Annotated in this window: 24 protein-coding genes; 17 read left to right on the top strand and 7 right to left on the bottom strand. The window is 60.1% G+C overall.

Features of this window, described 5'->3' with window-relative positions; translation table 11 throughout:
- The first annotated feature begins 64 nt into the window (after positions 1-64).
- The gene (locus G5193_RS17275) at positions 65-1,201 is read left to right on the top strand and encodes an ABC transporter ATP-binding protein (protein ID WP_005333867.1); all 1,137 of its coding nucleotides are present in this window, start codon (positions 65-67) and stop codon (positions 1,199-1,201) included.
- 112 nt (positions 1,202-1,313) lie between these two features.
- Here the strand turns inward: G5193_RS17275 and ppk2 are convergent, their stop codons facing one another.
- Positions 1,314-2,129, bottom strand: coding sequence for a polyphosphate kinase 2 (gene ppk2 / locus G5193_RS17270; RefSeq protein WP_005361444.1), 816 nt, complete (start codon positions 2,127-2,129; stop codon positions 1,314-1,316).
- A 128-nt stretch (positions 2,130-2,257) separates the two neighbouring features.
- On the opposite strand from ppk2, the gene G5193_RS17265 reads away from it, so the two are divergent.
- The gene (locus G5193_RS17265) at positions 2,258-3,058 is read left to right on the top strand and encodes an alpha/beta fold hydrolase (RefSeq protein WP_421206626.1); all 801 of its coding nucleotides are present in this window, start codon (positions 2,258-2,260) and stop codon (positions 3,056-3,058) included.
- Positions 3,059-3,169: 111 nt separating this feature from the next.
- Here G5193_RS17265 and G5193_RS17260 read toward each other — a convergent pair whose 3' ends face one another.
- Genes G5193_RS17260 through G5193_RS17250 form a run of 3 tightly spaced genes read right to left on the bottom strand, consistent with a single transcriptional unit; the run spans position 3,170 to position 5,341 of the window.
- The gene (locus G5193_RS17260; protein WP_421206624.1) at positions 3,170-3,976 is read right to left on the bottom strand and encodes a MipA/OmpV family protein; all 807 of its coding nucleotides are present in this window, start codon (positions 3,974-3,976) and stop codon (positions 3,170-3,172) included.
- Between the two features lie 38 nt (positions 3,977-4,014).
- Entirely contained in the window at positions 4,015-5,082 is a 1,068-nt protein-coding gene (locus G5193_RS17255; RefSeq protein WP_421206622.1) for an AI-2E family transporter, read from the bottom strand.
- A gap of 25 nt (positions 5,083-5,107) precedes the next feature.
- A complete protein-coding gene (locus G5193_RS17250) occupies positions 5,108-5,341 on the bottom strand; it encodes a sulfurtransferase TusA family protein (RefSeq protein ID WP_069529159.1) in 234 nt (77 codons plus the stop codon).
- A 121-nt stretch (positions 5,342-5,462) separates the two neighbouring features.
- Between G5193_RS17250 and G5193_RS17245 the strand changes: the two genes are divergently transcribed.
- Positions 5,463-6,917 carry a M48 family metalloprotease gene (locus tag G5193_RS17245; protein ID WP_005333848.1) on the top strand — a complete coding sequence of 485 codons (1,455 nt, stop codon included), beginning with the start codon at positions 5,463-5,465 and terminating at the stop codon, positions 6,915-6,917.
- Between the two features lie 118 nt (positions 6,918-7,035).
- On the opposite strand, the gene G5193_RS17240 is transcribed toward G5193_RS17245, so the two are convergent.
- Positions 7,036-7,518 carry a TlpA family protein disulfide reductase gene (locus tag G5193_RS17240; RefSeq protein ID WP_421206619.1) on the bottom strand — a complete coding sequence of 161 codons (483 nt, stop codon included), beginning with the start codon at positions 7,516-7,518 and terminating at the stop codon, positions 7,036-7,038.
- Between the two features lie 60 nt (positions 7,519-7,578).
- On the opposite strand from G5193_RS17240, the gene arsC reads away from it, so the two are divergent.
- Positions 7,579-7,929 carry an arsenate reductase (glutaredoxin) gene (arsC, locus tag G5193_RS17235; RefSeq protein WP_040066495.1) on the top strand — a complete coding sequence of 117 codons (351 nt, stop codon included), beginning with the start codon at positions 7,579-7,581 and terminating at the stop codon, positions 7,927-7,929.
- A complete protein-coding gene (locus tag G5193_RS17230) occupies positions 7,926-8,309 on the top strand; it encodes a DUF2069 domain-containing protein (protein WP_421206617.1) in 384 nt (127 codons plus the stop codon). The genes arsC and G5193_RS17230 overlap by 4 nt, the downstream gene beginning before the upstream one ends.
- 56 nt (positions 8,310-8,365) lie before the next feature.
- Here the strand turns inward: G5193_RS17230 and G5193_RS17225 are convergent, their stop codons facing one another.
- Positions 8,366-8,974, bottom strand: coding sequence for an ACP phosphodiesterase (locus G5193_RS17225; protein WP_421206615.1), 609 nt, complete (start codon positions 8,972-8,974; stop codon positions 8,366-8,368).
- A 386-nt stretch (positions 8,975-9,360) separates the two neighbouring features.
- Here G5193_RS17225 and G5193_RS17220 point away from each other — a divergent pair, with 386 nt between their 5' ends.
- Entirely contained in the window at positions 9,361-10,143 is a 783-nt protein-coding gene (locus G5193_RS17220) for an ABC transporter substrate-binding protein (protein ID WP_019445361.1), read from the top strand.
- Positions 10,144-10,209: 66 nt separating this feature from the next.
- Complete coding sequence (gene iadA, locus G5193_RS17215) at positions 10,210-11,340, top strand: beta-aspartyl-peptidase (RefSeq protein ID WP_421206611.1); 1,131 nt, start codon at positions 10,210-10,212, stop codon at positions 11,338-11,340.
- A 103-nt stretch (positions 11,341-11,443) separates the two neighbouring features.
- Here iadA and G5193_RS17210 read toward each other — a convergent pair whose 3' ends face one another.
- On the bottom strand, positions 11,444-12,346 hold the full coding sequence (locus G5193_RS17210) for a lysine exporter LysO family protein (protein ID WP_421206639.1): 903 nt from the start codon (positions 12,344-12,346) through the stop codon (positions 11,444-11,446).
- A 533-nt stretch (positions 12,347-12,879) separates the two neighbouring features.
- On the opposite strand from G5193_RS17210, the gene G5193_RS17205 reads away from it, so the two are divergent.
- The 10 genes from G5193_RS17205 to maiA all read left to right on the top strand — a co-directional run bounded on the left by G5193_RS17205 (position 12,880) and on the right by maiA (position 21,951).
- Positions 12,880-13,650, top strand: coding sequence for an ABC transporter ATP-binding protein (locus G5193_RS17205; RefSeq protein WP_005344729.1), 771 nt, complete (start codon positions 12,880-12,882; stop codon positions 13,648-13,650).
- A gap of 49 nt (positions 13,651-13,699) precedes the next feature.
- Positions 13,700-14,473, top strand: coding sequence for an ABC transporter substrate-binding protein (locus G5193_RS17200; RefSeq protein WP_005337307.1), 774 nt, complete (start codon positions 13,700-13,702; stop codon positions 14,471-14,473).
- Positions 14,474-14,684: 211 nt separating this feature from the next.
- A complete protein-coding gene (locus G5193_RS17195) occupies positions 14,685-15,425 on the top strand; it encodes an ABC transporter permease (RefSeq protein ID WP_005352911.1) in 741 nt (246 codons plus the stop codon).
- A 3-nt stretch (positions 15,426-15,428) separates the two neighbouring features.
- Entirely contained in the window at positions 15,429-16,121 is a 693-nt protein-coding gene (locus G5193_RS17190; RefSeq protein WP_005337302.1) for an ABC transporter permease, read from the top strand.
- 176 nt (positions 16,122-16,297) lie between these two features.
- Complete coding sequence (locus G5193_RS17185) at positions 16,298-16,960, top strand: TIGR01621 family pseudouridine synthase (RefSeq protein ID WP_421206608.1); 663 nt, start codon at positions 16,298-16,300, stop codon at positions 16,958-16,960.
- A 7-nt stretch (positions 16,961-16,967) separates the two neighbouring features.
- Positions 16,968-17,666, top strand: coding sequence for an HAD family hydrolase (locus G5193_RS17180; protein ID WP_421206606.1), 699 nt, complete (start codon positions 16,968-16,970; stop codon positions 17,664-17,666).
- 224 nt (positions 17,667-17,890) lie between these two features.
- Positions 17,891-19,027, top strand: a complete 1,137-nt coding sequence (gene hppD / locus G5193_RS17175; RefSeq protein WP_421206604.1) for a 4-hydroxyphenylpyruvate dioxygenase — start codon at positions 17,891-17,893, stop codon at positions 19,025-19,027.
- Positions 19,020-20,171, top strand: coding sequence for a homogentisate 1,2-dioxygenase (locus G5193_RS17170; protein WP_421206602.1), 1,152 nt, complete (start codon positions 19,020-19,022; stop codon positions 20,169-20,171). The genes hppD and G5193_RS17170 overlap by 8 nt, the downstream gene beginning before the upstream one ends.
- 10 nt (positions 20,172-20,181) lie before the next feature.
- On the top strand, positions 20,182-21,177 hold the full coding sequence (locus G5193_RS17165; protein WP_421206600.1) for a fumarylacetoacetate hydrolase family protein: 996 nt from the start codon (positions 20,182-20,184) through the stop codon (positions 21,175-21,177).
- Positions 21,178-21,315: 138 nt separating this feature from the next.
- Positions 21,316-21,951, top strand: coding sequence for a maleylacetoacetate isomerase (gene maiA, locus G5193_RS17160; RefSeq protein WP_005361400.1), 636 nt, complete (start codon positions 21,316-21,318; stop codon positions 21,949-21,951).
- Positions 21,952-22,115 lie beyond the last annotated feature (164 nt).

Raw genomic sequence — 22,115 nt, 5'->3', positions numbered from 1 at the left:
ATGGCCGGGGGAGTTGACTCCCCCCGCTATCACGATTTGCAAAGATTCAAGAGCGGAGCTCGTCATGGCTGAAGTAGTACTCAACAACGTTCGCAAAAATTACGATCCGGCTGTTCACAAGGACACCCTGCGCAACATTAACCTCTCCATCAAGGAGGGCGAATTCATCGTCTTCGTCGGCCCGTCAGGCTGCGGTAAATCCACCCTGCTGCGGATGATCGCGGGTCTGGAAGACATCACCAGCGGTGAGCTGACCATCGGCGGTCGCTACATGAACGACGTACCGCCGGTAGAGCGCAACGTCGGCATGGTGTTCCAGTCCTACGCCCTTTATCCGCACATGAACATCTACGAGAACATGGCCTTTGGTCTGAAGCTCAAGAAAATGGACAAGGAGAACATCCACAAGCGGGTGATGCGCGCCGCCGAGATCCTGGGTCTCGAGCCGCTGCTGGACAGAAAGCCCAAGGCGCTCTCCGGTGGTCAGCGTCAGCGTGTCGCCATCGGTCGCTCCATCGTGCAGCAGCCGCAGGTGTTCCTGTTTGACGAACCGCTCTCCAACCTGGATGCCGCGCTGCGGGTCAAGATGCGGATCGAGATCGCCAAGCTGCACAAAGAGCTTAACTCCACCATCATCTACGTGACCCACGATCAGGTGGAAGCGATGACCCTGGCCGACAAGATTGTGGTGCTGAGCCCGCTCAAGGCGGAAGCTGCCACCAACCTGGAACAGTTTGGTTCACCGCTGGATCTCTACCACAACCCGGACAACAAGTTCGTGGCGGGCTTTATCGGCTCTCCCAAGATGAACTTCCTGGCGGGCGAGTTGCTGGAGATTGGCGAGCAGGAGTGCCTTGTCAAGTTGACCTCTGGCGATACCGTGCGTGCCCGGGTCGATGCCCGCAGTGGCGCTGTGGGTGACAAGGTGGAGCTGGGCATTCGCCCCGAGCACCTGATGCCGCTGGATCACCCCCATGCGCACAGCAAGGTGAGCGGGATCGTGCAGGTGGCCGAGCACCTGGGCGCCGAGTCCTTCGTTTATATGGATGTGGATGGTCACGACTTTACCGTCAAGGCCACCTCGGATGTGGATGTGGCGACCGGTCAGACCTACAGCGTGGGTATACCGGCCGAAGCCTGCTACCTGTTCGATGCCAAGGAGCAGGCGTTCCCCCGTACCGCCAAATATATCCGTACCTGATTTTTTGTTGTGCTGGTTTTCCTTTCTTAATAATCAATGCCTTTTTGCCGGTCGTCAGACCGGCTTTTTATTGCCTGCGATTTGAACATGCAGGTAAGCAAGGTAACCCGGTTCAAGCCTCGAGTTCGGCGGTAATATCGGGCACAAAGGTCTGGCTGGCCAGCGGCGGGCGCTCATACCCTTCGGTCTTGATGGGGGGGAGCTTGATAGGCTCGTAGTGGATCGCCTCGTAGGGCACCTTGCTCAGCAGATGGGCGATGCAGTTGAGCCGGGCACGGCGTTTGTCGTCCGCCTCCACCACGAACCAGGGGCAATCCTCGGTGTCGGTGTAGGTGAACATGTCATCCTTGGCGCGGGAGTATTCCACCCAGCGCGAGCGGGACTGCAAATCCATCGGGCTGAACTTCCAGCGCTTGATGGGCGTATTTATCCGCTCCTTGAAGCGCTTCTCCTGTTCCTCATCGCTGACCGAGAACCAGTATTTGATCAAGGTGATGCCGGAGCGGATCAGCATCCGCTCAAACTCGGGGCAGGCGCGCAGAAACTCGCGATACTCGGCATCGCTGCAAAATCCCATCACCCGCTCGACTCCGGCCCGGTTGTACCAGGATCGGTCAAACAGCACCATTTCGCCAGCGGCGGGCAGGTGGGCCACATAACGCTGAAAGTACCACTGGGAGCGCTCCCGATCGGAGGGGGCGGGCAGTGCCGTGACCCGGCAGACCCGGGGGTTGAGCGGTTCGGTAATCGCCTTGATGACGCCCCCTTTACCGGCGGCGTCCCGTCCTTCGAACAGCACCACTACCTTCAGCCCCTCCTGCTTGACCCACTCCTGCAGCTTGACCAGCTCCTCCTGCAGATGGGCAAGGTGGTGCTCGTAGCACTTCTTGTCCAGACGCGGCCGCTTCTTGCTCTTCTCCTTCGCCATGGGCTTCTCCTTTTGGCATCCTTTCATGGGTGACTTCTTTGAGTCACTGTCAGCTTGCACCAGGGAGGCGTCACCTGCCAAGGGGGACGTGATACACTGCCCGCCCATCGCTGGCAACAGGAGATAACATGAAGCATTTTATGGAGATAGCGGGCCGCCGGATGGCCTATCTGGACGAAGGGCAAGGGCCGGTACTGCTGTTTGGCCACAGCTATCTGTGGGACAGCGCCATGTGGGCGCCGCAAATCGAGGCGTTCAAGGGCAGCTATCGCTGCATCGTCCCCGAGCTGTGGGGCCACGGTGATTCCGACCTGCTCCCCGAAGGTAGCTGCACCCTGGCGACTCTGGCGCGGGATCACCTGGCGCTGCTCGATGCCCTCGGCATTGAGGAGTTCGTGTTGGTGGGCCTCTCCATCGGCGGCATGTGGGGTGTTGAGCTGGCGCGCATGGTGCCAAACCGCCTTAAGGGTCTGGTGCTGATGGACAGTTTTGTCGGCCTCGAGCCCCAGATCACCTGCGAGCGCTACCTCGGCATGCTGGCGATGATCGAGCAGCTCGGCACCGTGCCGGCGCCCATCATCGAACAGGTGGCGCCTATCTTCTTTGCCAACCAGCCCGATACCGACTTGCTGGCCGATTTCAAGGCGCGTCTGGCTGCTTGGCCAAATGAGAAGATCGCCGCCATGGTGGCGGTGGGCCGCAGCTTTGTGACCCGCGAAGATCGTATCGAGTGGCTGGAGGAGATCACCACTCCCGCACTGGTGATGACCGGCTGCGAGGACAAGGCGCGTCCGGTGCTGGAGGGCTATCTGATGGCCGAGATGCTGGGTTGCCCGTTCAGGGAGATCCCGATGGCTGGCCACATCTCGTCGCTGGAAAATCCGGCCTTCGTCAATCAGCAACTGACCGAGTTTCTGGCGGCGCTGTAAGCCTGAATTGGCAGCTTGAGCAGGCTGTACTACCAGCCTGATGGTCGTGAAAAAGGGAGCCGAGGGCTCCCTTTTGTTTGGTCGTGTCTCACGGTTCAAGACTCATAACCGTTACCAGATATAGCCCAGCGCAAAACCCGCATAGAGCTCGCCATCGTGCTGGACGATGGGGCTGTTTTTGATGTCCCGATCATACCATTCGTAGTTCATGGCAAACATGCCAATCCAGTTGGGGCTGAAGCGGTAGCTGGTGATGAGGGCCGCCATCGGGGATAGGGTGGTACCGGTATCCCAAGCGGGCCGCTGGGCAGTCGCCTCGCTTTCGGAGATGCCGCCGAAGTAGTAGTTGGCCATCTTGTCGCTGCGCAGCATCAGCCCCATCCCCGGCATGATCAGCAGGTTGTCACGCAGGATGGGGAAATCGGCCCACAGCAGCAGCTCCTGTCCCTTGCTGCGGCCGGTGACATCGCTGTTGGCACGCACGGTCAGCAGGGCATAGGGGGTGATGATGTTGCCACCGATCCCGCCTTCCAGCTGCCATTTTCGCTGCTCCATGCCAGTAAAGGCCGGAGCATCCTCGGGATCCAGATTGCCAAAACGGACCCGGCCATAGCCGTAGAGGGCCACGTTCTCATCCTTGTGGAAGTAGTAGCGGGCCCGATCCCCCAGAAACATGAATTGGTCGCCGAAGTAGATAAAGCCGGGGATGGCGTAGAGGGCGTTGTCCTGCGCTTCATAACGGGCCTGCCCCCCGATGAGCGCCGCACCGGCGACAAAGCCTTGTGGCACCGGGCTGGTAGGGCTGTCGCTGGTGAGCAGATCCATGGCGCCAAGATCGATATCGGCACGCGCTGGGAGGGCTGCAGCGAGGAGCAGGGCCGTCAGCCCTGCCGCTCTGATTCGACGAAAAAAGGTCATGGACACTCCGTTGTCACGATTGCAGGGGAAGCAGGTTATTATGCGGCACTGGGCATCTCTTCACGTTTTGGCCAGGCATTGAGCACCGCCTTGACCAGGGTGGCGAGGGGAATGGCGAAGAAGACACCCCAGAATCCCCACAAGCCGCCGAAGACCAGCACGGCGATGATGATGGCCACCGGATGGAGGTTGACCGCTTCCGAGAAAAGCACCGGCACCAGCAGGTTGCCATCGAGAGCCTGAATGACCAGATAGGCCACCATCAGCCAGGCGAACTCGGGGGTGAGCCCCCACTGGAACAGGGCCACCATGGCGACCGGAACGGTCACCACGGCAGCGCCGATATAGGGGATCAGCACCGAGAAGCCGACCGCGACCGCCAGCAGCACCGAGTAGCGCAGTCCCATCAGGGCGAAGGGAACATAGGTGGCGATGCCGACGATAAGGATCTCGATCACCTTGCCGCGGATGTAGTTGATGATCTGGTTGTTCATCTCGACCCACACCCGGTTGACCAGGGTGCGGTTGCGCGGCAGGAAGCGGCGCAGGCTGCCCATCAGTACCCGCTTGTCTTTGAGCATAAAGAAGACCATCAGCGGCACCAGAATGAGGTAGATCATGATGGCGACCACGTTGACCAGCGAACTGAGGGAGGCGCTTACCAGATGCTCGCCGCCGCTGAGGATGCGCTGGCGAATATTGTCGATGACGGTCTCCACCAGACTGACATCGATGAGCTCGGGGTATTTGTCCGGCAGGGTGCGCACATAATCCTGAGCGTGGGTCAGCATGGCCGGCGCCTCTTTGGCCAGATTGATCCCCTGACTGACCAGCGTCGGGATAAGACCCAGCAAGGAGGCGACTGCTACCGCAATAAAGAGGATCAGAATGACGCTGGTGGCCAGGGTGCGCGACAGCCCCGCTTTTTGCAGCCGGGCGACCGGCCACTCCAGCAGATAGGCCATTACCAGTGCCACCAGCAGGGGGGCCAGCAAATCGCCAAACAGCCAGATGATGGTGAAGCAGAACACCAGCAACAGGAAAAGGGTAACGGCATCGGGATCGGAAAAACGGGTCTGATACCAGTGCTTCAATACTTCTAACATGACGGCATCCTTACATCACTGGGGCTCAAGATGGTTGTTTCGCCCCGACAACCAACTGCAAAGAGAGGGTTTTGTCCGCTTCTTGCTGCACCTCGACATGGTGGCCCTGACGGTGCAGATAGGCCGGAATATCCTGCCGGGAGCCCGCATCGGCCAGCCGGATGGTGACGGTTTGACCGCTTTTGGCCTCCCTTAACCAGAGCTTGAGCCGGATCAGCGGCTCGGGGCAACGCCAGGGGGTCAGGTCGAGAATTTCCATGGGGGCTCCATCAGGCAGGTGGCCGCTATTATGGCCGTGATAAGAGCATGAAACAACGCTTGTAGCCCTTGATGGGCAAGGGTATTCTGCCGAGGCCCTTTCTGATGGAGATAGAGATAACGTGGCACGTTTTTCCCCCCTGATGGCATCGCTTCCCCTGCTGGCTTCCCTGATGGGCGCCACGTTTCATGCCGAGGCCAACAATCAGCTTCCCGACATCGGCACGGCCGGGGTTGCTGCCCTGCCCATCGAGCAGGAAGTGCGTTACGGCAACGCTTTTATGCGCTTTGCCCGTGCGGGTCTGCCGATCATCGATGATCCGGTGCTGAGCCAGTACATTGACGATCTGGGTCAGCGATTGCTGACCAACGCCGATGGGGTGCGTTTCCCGTTTACCTTCTTCCTCATCAATGATCCCAGCATCAACGCGGCCGCCTTCCTCGGCGGGCGAGTCAAGGTGCACACCGGCCTCTTCCTCTACGCCGACAGCGAGAGCGAGCTGGCCTCGGTACTGGCCCACGAAATCACCCACGTGACCCAGCGCCATATCGCCCGTTATATGGAAGCGCAGGCGAGCAGCTCGGCGGTGACCCTGGCCGGTCTGGTGGGCTCCATCGCGCTGGCGGTGATCAACCCGACTGCCGGTATCGCTGCGCTGCAGACCACGCTGGGCCTCTCCATGCAGTCTGCTATCAACTACACCCGCGACAACGAATATGAAGCGGATCGCATCGGCATGAAGACGCTTTATGATGCCGGTTTCGACCCCATGGGGATGGCCAACTTCTTCCAGAAACTGGCTGCCGAGTACCGTTACGCCAGCAAGCCGCCGGAAATGCTGCTCACTCACCCGCTGCCGGAGACCCGGATCAGCGAGGCACGCGCCCGGGCGGGCAGCTATGGCCGCCGCGACTTGCCGCCCAGCCTCGACTTCTGGCTGGCCAAGGTGCGGATTCAGGTGCGTTTTGGTACCGATACCCCGCAGGGGCTGCTGAGCTACTTCGATAGCCGGATCCAGAAGGGGGATTACCCGCTCAAGGATGCCGCCATCTATGGCAAGGCGCTGGCGCTGATCCAGCTCAAGCGCACCGACGAAGCGGATACCCTGATGCAGGAGCTGGCGGCCCGTCATCCGGAAGATCTCTTTATCGTCGATGCCCAGACCGACATCGATCTGGCCAAGGGGCGCAGCGCCCAGGCCATCGCGCGCCTCGAGAAGTTCCGCAGCCGGATGCCGGATAACGAAGTGGTGGTGGTCAACCTCGGCAACGCCTACCTCGAGAGCGGCAACTACAAGAAGTCCATCGCCATCCTCGACCCTTATGCCCGTGCCCATGAGGAGAACAATCTGGCCTGGAACCTGCTGGCCGATGCCTATCGCAAGGCGGGCAGAATGACCGAGCTGCATATGGCGCGGGCCGAGATGCTCGCGCTGCGCGGGGATTATCAGGCGGCCATCGACGAGCTGATCGTGGCGCGCGGTACCACCAGCGACCGGATGACCCTGGCTCGTCTGGAGGCGCGCATCACCGAGCTGGAGCGGGCCAAGAAGGATCTCGACAGCCTCAAGGGTTGACGGGCCAGCGGCTCTCACTCGTGACAAGGGCGCCCCAGGGGCGCCCTTGTTGTTTTATGATGGCGAAGAGAATGGCGGGAACGCCAGCGGGCTGGCTTTTTCGCAAGGATTTGGGTGCTCAGTGGCCCACTGATTTGACGGATGCCCTGAGGGCCTCGAGTCGTGATGGGTTGAGTTCGCCAACCAGGGTCTGCTGGAGCTTGCCCTCACCATCGAGCAGATAGCTGGTGGGCAGCCCGGCGGGGTGGGGGAAGGGGAGGCTCGCCTCCTGCCTGGCGATGAGCAGTGGCACCTTGATGTGGTACTGCCCGGCCAGTTTGGCGAGCTCGGCCGGGGTGGCCGGGTCGTAGTTGACCATCACCACGGCAGTTTGCCCCTCATGAGCCAGCGCCTCCAGCAGCGGTATCTCCCGCAGGCAGGGGGCGCACCAGGGGGCGAAGTAGTTGACCAGCAGCGGCTTGCCGGCAAAGTGGCGCAGGCTGACCGACTGCCCTGTGGCATCGGTAAATTCGGGGGCGGGTGTGCAGGCGCCCAGCAGGCCCGCCACAATCAGCCAACAAATTCGTTTCAATTCCTTTCCACTGCCGCTTACCCTGACCATCACTTTCCCCTACAATAGCGCCGTTTCTAGTCCCATCTTGCGATTAATCAGGGAGTTACCATGAGCGAGACCCAAATCTACCACAATCCGCGCTGCTCCAAGAGTCGCGAAACCCTGGCTCTGCTGGAACAGCACGGGATCGCCCCTGATGTGGTGCTCTATCTGGAGCAGGCCCCGAGTGAAGATGAGATCCGCAACCTGCTCTCTCTGCTCGGTTTTAGCGATCCCCGCCAGCTGATGCGCACCAAGGAAGAGCTCTACAAGGAGCTGGGATTGGCCGATGTCAGCGGTGATGCCCTTATTCGCGCCATGCACCAGCATCCCAAGCTGATCGAGCGCCCCATTGTCATCAAGAATGGTCAGGCCCGCATTGGTCGCCCGCCGGAGCAGGTGCTGGAGATCCTCAAGTGAGCACCCGCTTCGCACGTTGGCTGACTCTGGTCGGCTTCTTTGGTCTGCTGGGCTGGGTCATCCTCTGGCATCTGTGGCTGTCACCCCACCCGGCCCTCAACCCCTGGCTGCTGCCGGTGATCTGGACGGTGCCGCTGCTCTTTCCCCTCAAGGGGATAGTGCAGGGCAATCCCTACACCCACGCCTGGGGCAACTTCGTGTTGATGCCCTATTTCCTCCACGCCCTCACCCTGATCACCACGGATGAGGGGGAGCGGTGGCTGGCGGTGGTGGAGCTGGTCTTCACCACTCTCGCGTTTGTCGGCACCATCTATTACGCCCGACTGCGTGGTCGGGAGCTGGGCTTAAGCATTCGCAAAAAGAAAGACGAAGCCAACTGATGACAAACGCCCCGCAAGGGGCGTTTTTTATGGGGAAGCAGCGCTATCCAGAGGGATCACTGTACCCCTTGGGCTGCCCGATATTGGGCCAGCTGCTGCTGGCTAAAGTCCATCAGCTGGGGATAGAAGCGCAGAAATCCCGCCTCGCATGTTTGCCACTGCGACTCATCAAGGGTCAGCAGCGCCTCTCCCAGTTGTACCGGGCGGCGCAGTCGGCGACCTATGCCATTTAGCGCTTGCCCCAGCCCCTCCTTGTGGCGGTAGGAGGCGATCCAGTTCTGCTCGGCCATCCGCTTGAGGGGGAGTGGCAGTCCATCCGGCAGGCGTGGGTGATCCGCCAATAGCTGGTCATAACTGCGTTGCAGGAAGCGGGGCAGGGGCTCGGTGCTGAACAGCTCCCAGTGCTGGCTCAGCCAGTGGTCGTAGATCATATCCACCACTATGCCGCCAAAGCGGCGCCAGGGGGCCTCGAAACAGGCGACGGTCGCCTTGTGCTCGGAGTGGCTGTCGGTGAAAGCGTCAATTTTGCGGTGCAGCCAGATCCCCTCATCGAAGTGGGCGGCAAGCCCCGTGGGCAGCGTGCCTTTGACAAAATCACCGAGCAGGTTGCCGGTGAGGGAGCTTCGGGTGTGGGCAGCCAGATGGAGATGGGCCAGAAAATTCATCGGTCGCTGTGGGTCTGTTATGGGATGGCAAGGTGCTTCGAGCCTAACGGATCCCGCCCGCCTTGACCATGATCGGGATTTTGCTACTGCCCTGCGGCTGCCTCTTGCCGGGCAAAATTCGGGCATGCTAAGGTGATGCCATCTTTGTCACAGGACGCGACAAACCACCATGATGCGCAAAGCCAGAGGCTTTTTTCTGGCCTTCTACTTCAAGCCTTTCTATCTCTCCGAGTGGTTCGACGAATAGATCGAACCTCTGGAGCAGTTCACTGACGCCCGCTTGGGCGTGATCTCGCTCATCCAGATTTTGCCGCTTTTGGTCATCGCATGCATTCGCTTGCGGTGCTTTGTCCGCGCCTGTGCGCTTTTTATGTAATGGAGTACACATGATGAAGATCAGACTGACCCTCTCAGCCCTGTTTGTTGCCAGCCTGCTGGCCACCCCCGCCATGGCCAAGGAGTGGAAAACCGTGCGTTTCGGGGTGGAGGGGGCCTACCCGCCCTTCTCCTGGACCGATGCGTCGGGCGAGATCAAGGGGTTTGATATCGATCTCGCCAACGCCCTGTGTCAGCAGATGGCGGTCAAGTGCGAGCTGGTGGCGCAGGATTGGGACGGCATGATCCCGGCCCTGCTGTCGCGCAAATACGATGCCATCATCGCCGCCATGTCGATCACCGACGAGCGGCGCCAGAAGGTCGATTTCACCGAGAAATATGCCCATATTCCCAATCGCTTTGTGGCGGCCAAGGGGACCGAGCTGACGCTGACCCCGGAAGGCATGGCGGGCAAGCGCATCGGGGTGCAGCGGGCCACCACCCACGACAAGTACCTGACCGACAATTTTGGCTCGAATGTCACCATAGTCCGCTACGGCAATGCCGATGAGGCCTATCTCGATCTGAAAGCGGGTCGGGTGCTGGCCCTGCTGGCCGATGCCTCTGCCATTGAGCAGGGGCTCCTTGGCAAAGAGGGGGGCGACAAGTTCGATTATGTAGGGCCCGCCCTGACCGATCGCCAGTGGTTTGGTGATGGCATGGGGATCGCCGTGCGCAAGAGCGATAAGGAGCTCAAGGGCAAGCTGGACGAGGCGATCAAGGCCCTGCGTGCCAATGGCACCTATCAGCAGATCAACCAGAAGTACTTCAAGTACGATATATATGGTGGTTGACGGGGGGAGGGAGCTTGCTCCCTCTCTTTTCATTGGGCAAGCGACTATCGTGCAAGGAGGATCGCCATGTTGACCCTGATCGAGGGGGCCGAGATCTTCAGCCCCACCCACCTTGGCCAGCAGGATCTGCTGGTGGCTGATGGCCGTATCGCCTGGATGGGCAAGGGGTTGACGGTGCCTGCAAACTGGCCGCTGCATCGGGTCGATGGTCGTGGCCGCTATCTGGTACCCGGGTTGGTGGATCCGCTGGCCCATATCACGGGCGGCGGCGGTGAGGGGGGCTTTGCCTTTCGCACCCCTGAACTGGCGGCGAGCGAGGCGCTCAAGGCCGGCGTCACCACCCTGGTGGCGGCGCTTGGCACCGACAGCCTGACCCGCACTCCCGCGCAGGTGCTCGGCAAGGTGCGCGAGTTTCGCGCCGCCGGGGTGAGCGCCTTTATGTATACCGGCTCCTACCATCTGCCGGTCAAGACCCTGACCGGCACGGTGGAGTCGGACATCATCCTGATCCCAGAGGTATTGGGGGTGGGGGAGGTGGCCATCAGTGACCACAGATCCAGTGCGCCGACCCACGACGAGCTGGCCAGGCTTGCCAGCGAGGCGCGGGTGGCCGGGCTGCTTGCGGGCAAGAGCGGGGTCAGCTTCTTCCATGTCGGGGATGGCAAGGGGGCATTGGCCCCCCTTCGGGCCCTGCGCGATGAGACCGATATTCCGCTGCGCCAGCTCTATCCCACCCACTGCAACCGCAATCCCTGGCTCTTTGCCGAGGCCATCGAGTGGGGCAAGGCAGGAGGTTGGGTCGACCTCACCACCTCGAGCTTTCCCGATCTGCTGGAGGATGGCGAGCGGCTTGCCGCCGATGCGCTCGTCGAGCTGCTGGCCGCCAATGTGCCTGCCGAGCGCATCACCTTCAGCTCGGATGCCAACGCCAGCCTGCCGCGCTTTGATGGCGAAGGGCGGCTAATCGAGATGCGCTGCGGCCAGATTGCCAGCCTGTGGCAGCAGTGCGTGCGCGCGACCCGGCTCGGTGTCTCGCTGGAGAAGGCATTGGCCGTGGTGACGAGCAATCCGGCGCAGGCGCTGGGGCTTGGCAGCAAGGGGCGTATCGGGGTTGGGCAGGATGCGGATCTGCTGCTGGTGCACGACCGGACGTTTGCTATCGAGCGAGTGATGAGTGGCGGCCAGTGGCGCGAATAAGGCTGCGGGCAATATCGCAGCCAGTGCGAGTGCGTGGTTGCTCCAAACAGCAAAAGCCCGACAACAAGGTCGGGCTTTTTTATCTGCAATGTGGGAATCAGGCTTAGAGCGCCAGAAACCCGAGGATCAGGATGGGGCCGAGCAGGCTCAGGATAAAGCCGGAGACAATGGCCACCGGCACCACCTGAATACCCCCTGATTTCTGGATGACCGGCAGGGTGAAGTCCAGCGCCGTGGCGCCGCCGTAACCGATGGCCGCCGAGGGGTGGTGTCGCATCAGGATCGGGATGATCAGGATGGCGATAAGCTCGCGCCCAAGATCGTTGATAAAGGCAGCAGAACCGAGCACCGGCCCCAGTTTGTCGGCCACCAGAATGCCGGAGAGCGAATACCAGCCGAAGCTCGAGCTCATCGCCAGACCATGGGCAAAGGGCATGCCCAGCAACTGGGCCGCCAGCAGGCTGCCCAGCCAGCTGCTGAGGATGACGGTGGCGGCTATCTTCATCCCCCAGGGGTTGAGCAGGATCTGGCGCAGCCGCATGCCAGAGTTGCGCATCTGCACCCCGATGAGAAACAGCAGCAGCATCAGGGCCCACTCGCTCCACTTGTCGATGGGCAGGGCGCGCAGATCCACCAGTAGACCCAGCAGCACACCGCCGAGCACCACAAAGCAGAGCTGCAGGGATTCCCACAGCAGGTGCAGCTTGCCCGGCATCTTGGCATCGCTCGCCTCGTGGGTCGGCGGCGTGCGCTTGTCGAGCCACCAGAGGGCCAGCAGGTTGCAGACCGTGATCGCGGTGAGCATCACCCCGGCGACCTTGAAGATCACCGCCAGATTGCTGCCCAGGTTCTCCACATAGGCAAGCCCGAGCCCCATCAGAAACAGAATGAGGTAGACCATCTTGCCCAGACTCTGGTTGACCAGCTTGATCAGTCGGGCAGAGGAGAGGGGAACCAGATAGCCGATTGCCAGTGGCAACAGGATCAGCAACACATTGAGCAGCATCGAGGCCTCGATCACAAAAACTGATAAAAACACCACCTTATCATTACTTATTGGCTCTGTGTCACATATCTATCGCTTTCATGGCCGAAAACAGCCCTTTTGGGGGCAGATTGTTACTTTTTTGCCACAACCTCTCTGTTTGATAAGGTTCTGTGCGAGCCCGAGTGCACCAATGAAATCAAGTTGATCCAATCGGGTGGTCGATATTTCGCTCGGCAAGGGGGTGCATAAAGCCATTTTGGTGCCTGTTTGGCACACATCACGCTTTTCTCTTGCCACTGATATGATTGGGGTATAAAAAGGCGGTATCGGAATAGCCATTGAAACGGCTGTTTATGCAAACAAAGTGCTGAAAAATACGCAAAGAGCGAATAAAAATAGAGCGGATCCCCTGAAGACCCTCGTTCTGTATTGTTTTTTCACTATCCGGGTGATATTTTCGCTGAAGGTTGCCATCGGTTAACTTTTTGTTAAATGTACGGTGGTTGAGTCACGCCCCCTGCGGCGTCTAGGGACAGACAAGGTTGTAATGGATGAGCGACGTTGCCGCACTGGAAGTACGTGATCTGCACAAATATTTTGGCACCCACGAAGTGCTCAAGGGCATCGACATGACCGCCCACAAGGGGGATGTGATCTCCCTTATCGGCTCCTCCGGCTCGGGGAAGTCGACCTTTCTTCGCTGTATCAATCTGCTCGAAACCCCCTCATCCGGCACCGTCTCGCTCCATGGCGAGTTGATCCGGATGAAAACCAGCCGCGCCGGCGAGCGGTTGCCCGAGGATATGCGTCAGGTGGAGCGGATCCGCAGCCGACTGGCCATGGTGTTTCAAAGCTTCAATCTCTGGTCACACATGACCATCATGCAGAACATCATCGAAGTGCCGATCCAGGTGCTCAAGGTCCCTCGCGCCGAAGCGATGGCCAAAGCGGAACTCCTGCTCAACCGGGTGGGGTTGTGGGAGCGGCGTGACTACTATCCCGGCCACCTCTCCGGTGGTCAGCAGCAGCGGGCCGCTATTGCCCGTGCGCTGGCGGTGGATCCCGAGGTGATGCTGTTTGATGAACCCACCTCGGCACTGGATCCCGAGCTGGTGGGGGAGGTGCTCGGCCTGATGCGCGAGCTGGCCGAAGAGGGGCGCACCATGCTGGTGGTAACCCACGAGATGTCTTTTGCCCGGGATGTATCGAACAAGGTGATGTTTCTGCATCAGGGGCGGGTGGAAGAGGAGGGCAACCCCAAGGAGATTTTCGCCCATCCCAAATCCGAGCGGTTCAAGCAATTCATCTCCTCCATCTACTGATGGCGGGATGCCTGGTTACCCAATCAACTGTTTTATCAAGGAGAGATACATGAACAAGCTGATGCTGGCGACAGCCGTAGTTACTGCCCTCGCGTCCGGTAGCCTGATGGCCAAGGAGTGGAAAGAGGTCCGGATCGGGGTTGAGGGTGCCTATCCCCCCTTCTCCTGGACCGAGCCCAGTGGCGAGGTGAAAGGCTTTGATATCGACATCGCCAACGCACTGTGCGAAGAGATGAAAGTGAAGTGCACCCTGGTCAAGCAGGACTGGGACGGCATCATTCCGGCGCTGCTGTCGCGCAAGTTTGACGCCATCATCGCTACCATGGACATCACAGAAGAGCGCAAGAAGAAGGTGGACTTCACCCAGAAGTACCAGCACATTCCGGCCCGCTTTGCCGCCAAGAAGGGCACTGATGTGCAGCTCGACAAAGCCTTTATGGAAGGCAAGTCCGTCGCGGTGCAGCGTGCGACCTCCATGGATACCTTTATTACCGACAACTTCCCCAACGCCACCATCAAGCGTTACGGCACCGCCGATGAAGCCTATCTCGATCTGAAATCCGGTCGTGTGGACTATGTGCTGGCCGACTCTGCCGCCATCACCGACGGTCTGCTGAAGAAAGAGGGCGGTGATGCCTTCGAATTCGTCGGCCCGAAACTGACCGATCCCAAGTGGTTTGGCGAGGGTGCCGGTATTGCGGTGCGCAAGGCTGACAAGGATCTGAAAGAGAAATTCAACGCCGCCATTCTGGCGCTGCGTGCCAACGGCAAGTACAAGGAAATCAACGACAAGTACTTCGAGTTCGACGTTTACGGAGAGTAAAACAAAGAGACGTTTACGGCGAGTAATTCCAAAAACGTCTACGGCAAGTAACGACAGGTTGATCCCGTCAGTAGTCATCGGGCCCGTCACCTCCCTGAGGGAGTTTACGGGCCCGCATTGATTGCAATGGAGCTGCACATATTTCATTCGGACTGCTATGGAGCCTTCTGGTTAGCAGGTGCGTGAAGATTCAGTGGCGATGGAGCTGCATATGTTTGATTTGAAAGGATACGAAGCCTCGCTGCTGGAGGGCGCCTGGGTCACCCTGGAAGTGGCGCTGGCCTCCCTGCTGCTGGCGTTGCTGCTGGGGATGCTGGGGGCGCTGGCCAAACTCTCTCCCTACAAGTGGGCCAGGGCCATCGCCACTGGCTACACCACCATCATTCGCGGCATCCCCGATCTGGTGCTGATGATGCTGCTCTTCTTTGGCGGCCAGGTGCTGATCAACGGCATCTGCACCTGGGTCAACGAGACTTACAACAGCTGGCTACTGGAGAGTAATCCCAATCAGGAGTGGGTCTCCCTGCTCCCGGACTATATCGACATCAGCCCCTTTGTGGCCGGTGTCGCGACCATCGGTTTTATCTTCGGCGCTTACATGACCGAGACCTTTCGCGGCGCCATTCTGGCGGTGGACAAAGGCGAGCTGGAGGCAGCACGGGCCTTTGGCATGCGGGCAACCCAGGTGTTTGTGCGGATCCTCTTCCCCCAGATGATGCGCCACGCTCTGCCCGGGTTTGGCAACAACTGGCTGGTGCTGCTGAAAACCACCGCGCTGGTCTCCATCATCGGCCTCGATGACATGGTGCGCAAAGCCTCGTTGGCGGCGGGCTCGACCCAGCAACCCTTCACCTTCTACATGGCGGTGGCGCTGATCTTCCTGATCTTCACCGCAGTCTCCACCTCGGCGCTCAAATGGGCCGAGCGTCACTATGCCATCAAGACGAGGTAAGCCATGGATTTCTCAATCATTCTCAAAGAGTGGCCCACCTATTGGGAGGGGCTCTATACCACCGTCTGGCTGGTGGCTCTCTCTCTGATCCTTGGGTTGATGCTGGCGGTGCCCATGGGCATCCTGCGCAATAGCCGCAACTGGCTGATCAAGGGGCCAATCTGGGCCTATATCTACTTCTTTCGCGGCACCCCGCTGCTGGTGCAGCTCTTTATCATCTACTACGGCGCCGCCCAGTGGGAGTGGCTGAAGAACAGTGCCGCCTGGTCGCTCTTCTCCGAAGCCTGGTTCTGTGCGCTGCTGGCCTTCACTCTCAATACCGCCGCCTATACCGCCGAGATCGTGCGCGGGGCGGTACACAATATGCCGCGCGGCCAGATTGAGGCAGCCAACGCCTTTGGCATGACCCGCTGGCAGACCCTGACCCGGATCATTTTGCCCAACTCGTTTCGTCGGGCACTGCCGGCTTACAGCAACGAGGTGATCTTCATGCTGCAGGGCTCGGCGGTGGCGGGCATCATCACCATCGTCGATCTGACCGGCGCGGCGCGGATCATCAACTCCCGATACTACAGTCCGTTCGAGGCGTTTTTGACCGCTGGGCTGCTCTATATGCTGCTCACCTTTGTCATCGTCTGGCTGTTCAAGAAGTGGGAAGCGCGCTGGCACGCCCATCTGCGCCCGCGCAATGTGTAAGGGTTGAGCTGCCAAGATGAGCGAAAATGGCCCCGCCTGTTGCAGGCGGGGTCATTTTTCATCTTCATCCTCTGCCCGCCCGGTTTGCCAAATGGCGGCCGAGCAGGGAGAATGCAGCACTCCCTTGCGCTGCCAGCCGTTGGCTGCGTGCCTTATTCCCCAGTTCCCGAGGTTTTATGTACCGGATATTGTTTGAGCATCCCGCTTTCCTGGTTATCGACAAGCAGCCCGGCATCGGCATGCATGACGAGAAGGGAGAAGATGGAGGAGAGACTGAGCCCGGGCTGGTCAATCGGGTGAAGGCCGATACGGGTCTTACCCTCTATCCGGTACACCGGCTCGACAAGATGACCTCCGGTCTGGTGCTGCTGGCCCGCACCACGGAGGCGAACCGCGAGCTGAGTATGGCCTTTGCGGCTCGCGAGGTGAGCAAACAGTATCTGGCGCTCTCCGATCGCAAACCCAAGAAGAAACAGGGTTGGGTGAAGGGGGATATGCAAAAGGGGCGCGGTGGTAGCTGGATGCTGGCGCGGACTCTGGATAACCCAGCCATCAGCTGGTTTGATTCGGTGTCGGTGCGCGAGGGGCTGCGGCTCTATCGCATCAAGCCGCAGACCGGCAAGACCCACCAGATCCGGGTTGCCCTCAAAAGCATCGGCGCCCCCATTCTCGGGGATGAGCGCTATGGCGGTACGTCAGCCGATCGCGGTTATCTGCATGCCTGGCGGCTCAGTTTCACCTTGGCGGGCGAGCCGTTCGATTTTGTCTGCCCGCCCACGCAGGGGGCCGAGTTTGTCACCCCCGAGCTGACCGCCGCGATTGCCGCTCTTGCACCTTGAGGCTCCCATGATAAGCCGCTCGCCAGCTGAACCAGTGGTGCCGAAAGAGGGCGTGGGCAATAGAGATAACGGGAGTGCAACGCGCTGGATCCTGGCCGACTTTGACGACACCCTGGCCCCCGGTGACAGCCACGCCGGTCTGCTGTGCTATATCCTGCGGCGCCGGATCTGGCCACTGTTGCTGTTGCCGGTGATTGCGCTGGGTGGGTTGGTCTATCTTGTGCCCAGCCAGCGGCGGTGCGGCATCTCCCTTATCTGGTGGGCTATCACGCTTTGGCTCTCTCCCCTCGGTTGGCGCAAGCTGGTGCGCGCCTACTGCCACACTCGTCCGGGGCTCTTTCGCGAGGCGCATCGGCTGCTTGAAGAAGAAGGGCATCGCTGCTGGGTGATCTCCGCCAGCCCGCGGGCGCTGGTACGGGCCCAGCTTGCTCTGCAACGGCCTGCAGACTTGCCTTATCGCACCATAGGCTCTCTGATGCACTACCGGCTTGGCGGTCTGATGCCCCGCTTCTACTGCCACGGTCAGCACAAGTTGCTGCCAGAGATCTGCACCCTTGATACCGAGCTGGCCTTGAGCGACAGCCTGCACGATCTGCCGCTGCTGGGGTTGGGGAAAGAGGCGTGGTTGATCAATCCGACGCCCACGCGACTGCAAAAAGCCCGTGCCCGCTTGCCCCATCTGATGGTCAAAAACTGGCAACTGTAAGGCAAAGCTGACAGCCATGCGGGTCGTCACACTTTGATCCGCAAGGCCGTGGCTTGAATGTCACACTTCATTTACATCTTTTGCTGCCAGCTGCGAAAAACTATCTGCAACCTGCCTCTTCTCTTCCTGCTACGCCCTATCTCTAATGAAACAAGTTGTTAACACTTGCTGCGCCGCTGCGTGCCGCAATCCGTTTTAACCGAATCAAGAGCAAGGAGCGCCCGATGAATGCCACCTCTTCCGCCACCCACACCATCAATCCGTTAGGCACCGACGGTTTCGAGTTTGTCGAGTACACGGCCCCCGATGCCAAAGGGATTGCCGCTCTCAAGAGCCTGTTTGTGTCGCTCGGGTTTGCCGAGGTCGCCAAGCACAAACACAAGCAGTGCTGGCTCTACCGGCAGGGGGATATCAACTTCGTGGTCAATGCCGAGCCTCACTCCCAGGCGGAGCAGTTTGCCAGCCTGCACGGGCCTGGCGTTTGCGGCATGGCGTTTCGGGTGAGTGATGCGGGCAAGGCCCAGCAGTTCGCCATCGCCAAGGGGGCCAAGCCCTTTGTCGGCAAGATTGGCCCCATGGAGCTCAACATTCCCGCCATCTATGGTATCGGCGAGAGCACCCTCTCCTTTGTCGACCGCTATGGCGACAAGGGCTCCATCTACGATGTAGATTTTGTCTTCTACCCCGACTGGCAGGCCCGGATGGCGGAGGTGGATGCCGGTCTCATCGAAATCGATCACCTGACCCACAACGTGCATCGCGGCAATATGGATGTCTGGTCCAACTTCTACGAGCGGATCGGCAACTTCCGTGAAATTCGCTACTTCGATATCGAGGGCAAATTGACCGGGTTGCATTCACGCGCCATGACCGCTCCCTGCGGCAAGATCCGCATCCCCATCAACGAGTCGGCGGATGACAAGTCGCAGATTGAGGAGTACCTGCGCCAGTACAAGGGGGAGGGGATCCAGCATATCGCCATGGCCTCCAGCGATATCTACCAGACCATCCGCACCCTGCGCAGCCGCGGCACCGGTTTTATGCCGACCCCGGATACCTACTACGAGAAGGTGAATAGCCGGGTTGAGGGGCATCAGGAGGATCTGGCGGCCCTCAAAGAGCTGCGTATCCTCATCGACGGCTCCCCCACCAAGGATGGCATCCTGCTGCAGATCTTCACCGATACCGTCATAGGCCCGGTCTTCTTCGAGATCATCCAGCGCAAGGGCAACGAAGGGTTTGGCGAGGGTAATTTCAAGGCGCTCTTTGAATCGATCGAGCTGGACCAGATCCGCCGCGGCGTGCTGGATGGCGGTGAGGATGAGAAGGGTGCCCGCAAAGAGGGAGCGAGCAATGCGTAACTGGATTAACTTTCCCCACCGGGAGGGAACCCACTCCCGACAGGCCCATGCCGATCTGCCGGAACAGGCCATCTATGAGCGCGAGCTGGGGCGTAGCGGCTTTTTTGGCCCTGCCACCCACATGCATCACAAGCATGCTCCTACCGACTGGAACAGTTGGGAAGGGCCACTGCGGCCACGGCTGTTTGACCTCAATGCCCTGCAAGAGGAAGTGAGTTCGCTCTCCCCCTGGGTGGCCCCCGACATTCTCAGCAACCCCCATTGCCGCTACCGGATATGGCGGCTCTCCGAGGCGATGCCGTTTCTGGTGCGCAATGCCGACGGTGACGAGCTGCTCTTTATCCACGAGGGGGGCGGCGAGTTCTTCTGCGACTACGGCCACCTGACTCTGCGCGATGGCGACTATGTGGTGATCCCCCGTGGCACCATGTGGCGCATCGAACCGACGGCGCCCATGTTCATCCTGATGATCGAGGCGACCAACGACAGCTATCAGCTGCCGGACAAGGGGCTGGTGGGCAATCACGCCATCTTCGACCCGACTGCGCTCGATGTGCCCGCCATCAACGAACGCTTTTTGGCCCAGCAGGATGAGAATCCCTGGTCGCTGCAGGTGAAACGCCACGATCAGGTATCGGTCATCACCTGGCCCTTCAACCCGCTGGATGCGCAGGGGTGGCACGGGGATTTGTGCGTGGTGCGCCTCAACTGGCGGGATATCCGCCCGCTGATGAGCCACCGCTACCATCTGCCGCCGTCAGCTCATTCGACCTTTGTGGCGAGCCGCTTCGTGATTTGTACCTTCGTGCCGCGCCCCATCGAGAGCGATCCCGGCGCCCTCAAGGTGCCCTTCTATCACAGCAATGACGATTATGACGAGGTGCTCTTTTACCACGCCGGGGACTTCTTTAGCCGGGACAATATCGAGCGGGGCATGGTCACCTTCCATCCCGCCGGTTTCACCCACGGCCCCCATCCCAAGGCGTTTGCGGCAGGGCAGGCCTATGCCAAGAAGTTCACCGACGAGGTGGCGGTCATGCTAGACACCCGCGATGCGCTGAACGTTGGCAGTCTGTGCGAAGGGATCGAGAACACCCGGTATGTCTCCAGCTGGCAGCGCCCGGACGCGGCTGCCGGCAAATAAGGAATCGCTTATGAAATTGGCAACATTGAACAATGGCAAGCGCGATGGCGCTTTGGTGGTGGTGAGCCGGGATCTGACCCGGGCGGTACGGGTGAGCGAGATTGCCCCGACTTTGCAGGCCGCTCTCGACGAGTGGGCCGAGGTTGCCCCCAGGCTGGAGGTTGTCTATCAGCAGCTTAACGAGGGCCGTGTGGCCGAGGCGTTCCCCTTTGACGAAGCGTCTTGCCTCTCTCCGCTGCCGCGTGCCTATCAGTGGGCCGATGGCAGTGCCTACGTCAACCACGTGGAGCTGGTGCGCAAGGCTCGCGGCGCCGAGATGCCGGAAAGCTTCTGGCACGATCCGTTGATGTATCAGGGGGGCTCCGACAGCTTTTTGGCTCCCCGTGGGCCGATTGTCATGGGCTCCGAGGAGTGGGGGATCGATTTCGAGTCGGAGGTGGCCATCATCACCGACGATGTGCCGATGGGGGTGAGCCCGCAGGGGGCCGCCAGTCACGTCAAACTGTTGATGCTGGTCAACGATGTGAGCCTGCGCAATCTCATTCCGGGGGAGCTGGCCAAGGGATTTGGTTTCTTCCAGTCCAAGCCGTCCAGCGCCTTCTCGCCGGTGGCCATCACCCCGGACGAGCTGGGGGATGACTGGCGCGATGGCAAGGTGCTGCTGCCCCTGCGCACCCATCTGAACGGCGCCCTGTTTGGCGCACCGGATGCCGGGGTGGACATGACCTTCAACTTCTTTGAACTGATTGCCCACGCCGCCAAGACAAGACCGCTCGGGGCGGGTTGCATCATCGGCTCGGGCACCGTCTCCAACTACGATCGCAGCGCCGGTTCATCCTGCATCGCCGAGCGCCGCATGCTGGAAATTCTTGATTGTGATCAAGCTACAACCTCCTATTTGCAGTTTGGTGATAGAGTGTCGATCGCGATGGAAGATCGCTCTGGCCAAAATCTGTTTGGCACCATCTCTCAACAGGTGGTGCCAGCGAGCGGTCAGGGAGGTTGATGGCCAGCGCCGGTTGGCGGCAAGGATATTCCGGATATGTCCGGATCACGACGAGCCTCAACCGGTGCCGGATACACAAGGAGGCAGGTGACGAGCATCTGCCGGGCTTCGGGCCCAGATAAAAAGCAGGGACAGATTATGTTGCAGTTGTTTGGCTATTGGCGTTCATCGGCAAGTTTTCGGGTGCGGATCGTGTTGCAGCTCAAGGGGCTCGCCTACGAGCAGCATCCCATCAATTTGCGGCAAGGCGAGCAGAGCGAGAAGGCCTATCGCCGGATCAACCCGCAAGGGCTGGTGCCGTTTCTGGTGGATGGCGATGTGCAGATCGGTCAGTCGGTCGCCATCATGGAGTACCTCGACGAGACCTATCCCGCCTACTCCCTGATGCCCTCTTCCCCCGACGCGCGGGCACGGGTGCGCCAGATCGTCAACATGATCGCCTGTGATATTCACCCGCTCAACAATCTGCGGGTACTCAACTATCTGGAAGAGCACTTCAGGGCCAACAACGAGCAGGAGGCCCGCTGGTATCGCCACTGGATTGACGAGACCTTCACCGCCCTCGAACAGCTGTTGATGACCACCGCCGGTGTCTACTGCGTCGGCAACGAAGTGACCCTGGCCGACTGCATGCTGGTGCCCCAGGTCTACAACGCCCGCCGCTACGACATGACCCTGGACGATTACCCCACTATCCGCCGCATCGTCGCCAACTGCGAACAGTTGCAAGCCTTTATCAAGGCCGCCCCCGCAAACCAGCCGGATGCGCAGTGACCTACTGACTTGAATCGCGGGATGGCGTCAGCACGCCATCCCGCGCGTTATATCTCCTCATCTCTTTATTTCCCTTCTGTATGCGCCTTGCGTGCCTTGTGTTGACGGCTGAATGTCGCCAAGGATCCTGCACTTGTCACACTTATCAACATTTTGCATCGATT

The organism is Aeromonas sp. 601027 (assembly GCF_049174455.1).
Classification (GTDB): domain Bacteria; phylum Pseudomonadota; class Gammaproteobacteria; order Enterobacterales; family Aeromonadaceae; genus Aeromonas; species Aeromonas veronii_A.
Note: the sequence above shows the minus strand (reverse complement) of the source record. Positions and strands in the feature narration are given on the sequence as shown.

Excerpts from the sequence above, each read along its gene's own strand:
- G5193_RS17275 (WP_005333867.1), top strand. The coding sequence starts at position 65 with ATGGCTGAAGTAGTACTCAACAACGTTCGCAAAAATTACGATCCGGCT.
- ppk2 (WP_005361444.1), bottom strand. The coding sequence starts at position 2,129 with ATGGCGAAGGAGAAGAGCAAGAAGCGGCCGCGTCTGGACAAGAAGTGC.
- G5193_RS17265 (WP_421206626.1), top strand. The coding sequence starts at position 2,258 with ATGAAGCATTTTATGGAGATAGCGGGCCGCCGGATGGCCTATCTGGAC.
- G5193_RS17260 (WP_421206624.1), bottom strand. The coding sequence starts at position 3,976 with ATGACCTTTTTTCGTCGAATCAGAGCGGCAGGGCTGACGGCCCTGCTC.
- G5193_RS17255 (WP_421206622.1), bottom strand. The coding sequence starts at position 5,082 with ATGTTAGAAGTATTGAAGCACTGGTATCAGACCCGTTTTTCCGATCCC.
- G5193_RS17250 (WP_069529159.1), bottom strand. The coding sequence starts at position 5,341 with ATGGAAATTCTCGACCTGACCCCCTGGCGTTGCCCCGAGCCGCTGATC.
- G5193_RS17240 (WP_421206619.1), bottom strand. The coding sequence starts at position 7,518 with ATGGTCAGGGTAAGCGGCAGTGGAAAGGAATTGAAACGAATTTGTTGG.
- arsC (WP_040066495.1), top strand. The coding sequence starts at position 7,579 with ATGAGCGAGACCCAAATCTACCACAATCCGCGCTGCTCCAAGAGTCGC.
- G5193_RS17225 (WP_421206615.1), bottom strand. The coding sequence starts at position 8,974 with ATGAATTTTCTGGCCCATCTCCATCTGGCTGCCCACACCCGAAGCTCC.
- G5193_RS17220 (WP_019445361.1), top strand. The coding sequence starts at position 9,361 with ATGATGAAGATCAGACTGACCCTCTCAGCCCTGTTTGTTGCCAGCCTG.
- iadA (WP_421206611.1), top strand. The coding sequence starts at position 10,210 with ATGTTGACCCTGATCGAGGGGGCCGAGATCTTCAGCCCCACCCACCTT.
- G5193_RS17210 (WP_421206639.1), bottom strand. The coding sequence starts at position 12,346 with ATGCTGCTCAATGTGTTGCTGATCCTGTTGCCACTGGCAATCGGCTAT.
- G5193_RS17205 (WP_005344729.1), top strand. The coding sequence starts at position 12,880 with ATGAGCGACGTTGCCGCACTGGAAGTACGTGATCTGCACAAATATTTT.
- G5193_RS17200 (WP_005337307.1), top strand. The coding sequence starts at position 13,700 with ATGAACAAGCTGATGCTGGCGACAGCCGTAGTTACTGCCCTCGCGTCC.
- G5193_RS17195 (WP_005352911.1), top strand. The coding sequence starts at position 14,685 with ATGTTTGATTTGAAAGGATACGAAGCCTCGCTGCTGGAGGGCGCCTGG.
- G5193_RS17190 (WP_005337302.1), top strand. The coding sequence starts at position 15,429 with ATGGATTTCTCAATCATTCTCAAAGAGTGGCCCACCTATTGGGAGGGG.
- G5193_RS17185 (WP_421206608.1), top strand. The coding sequence starts at position 16,298 with ATGTACCGGATATTGTTTGAGCATCCCGCTTTCCTGGTTATCGACAAG.
- G5193_RS17180 (WP_421206606.1), top strand. The coding sequence starts at position 16,968 with ATGATAAGCCGCTCGCCAGCTGAACCAGTGGTGCCGAAAGAGGGCGTG.
- hppD (WP_421206604.1), top strand. The coding sequence starts at position 17,891 with ATGAATGCCACCTCTTCCGCCACCCACACCATCAATCCGTTAGGCACC.
- G5193_RS17170 (WP_421206602.1), top strand. The coding sequence starts at position 19,020 with ATGCGTAACTGGATTAACTTTCCCCACCGGGAGGGAACCCACTCCCGA.
- G5193_RS17165 (WP_421206600.1), top strand. The coding sequence starts at position 20,182 with ATGAAATTGGCAACATTGAACAATGGCAAGCGCGATGGCGCTTTGGTG.
- maiA (WP_005361400.1), top strand. The coding sequence starts at position 21,316 with ATGTTGCAGTTGTTTGGCTATTGGCGTTCATCGGCAAGTTTTCGGGTG.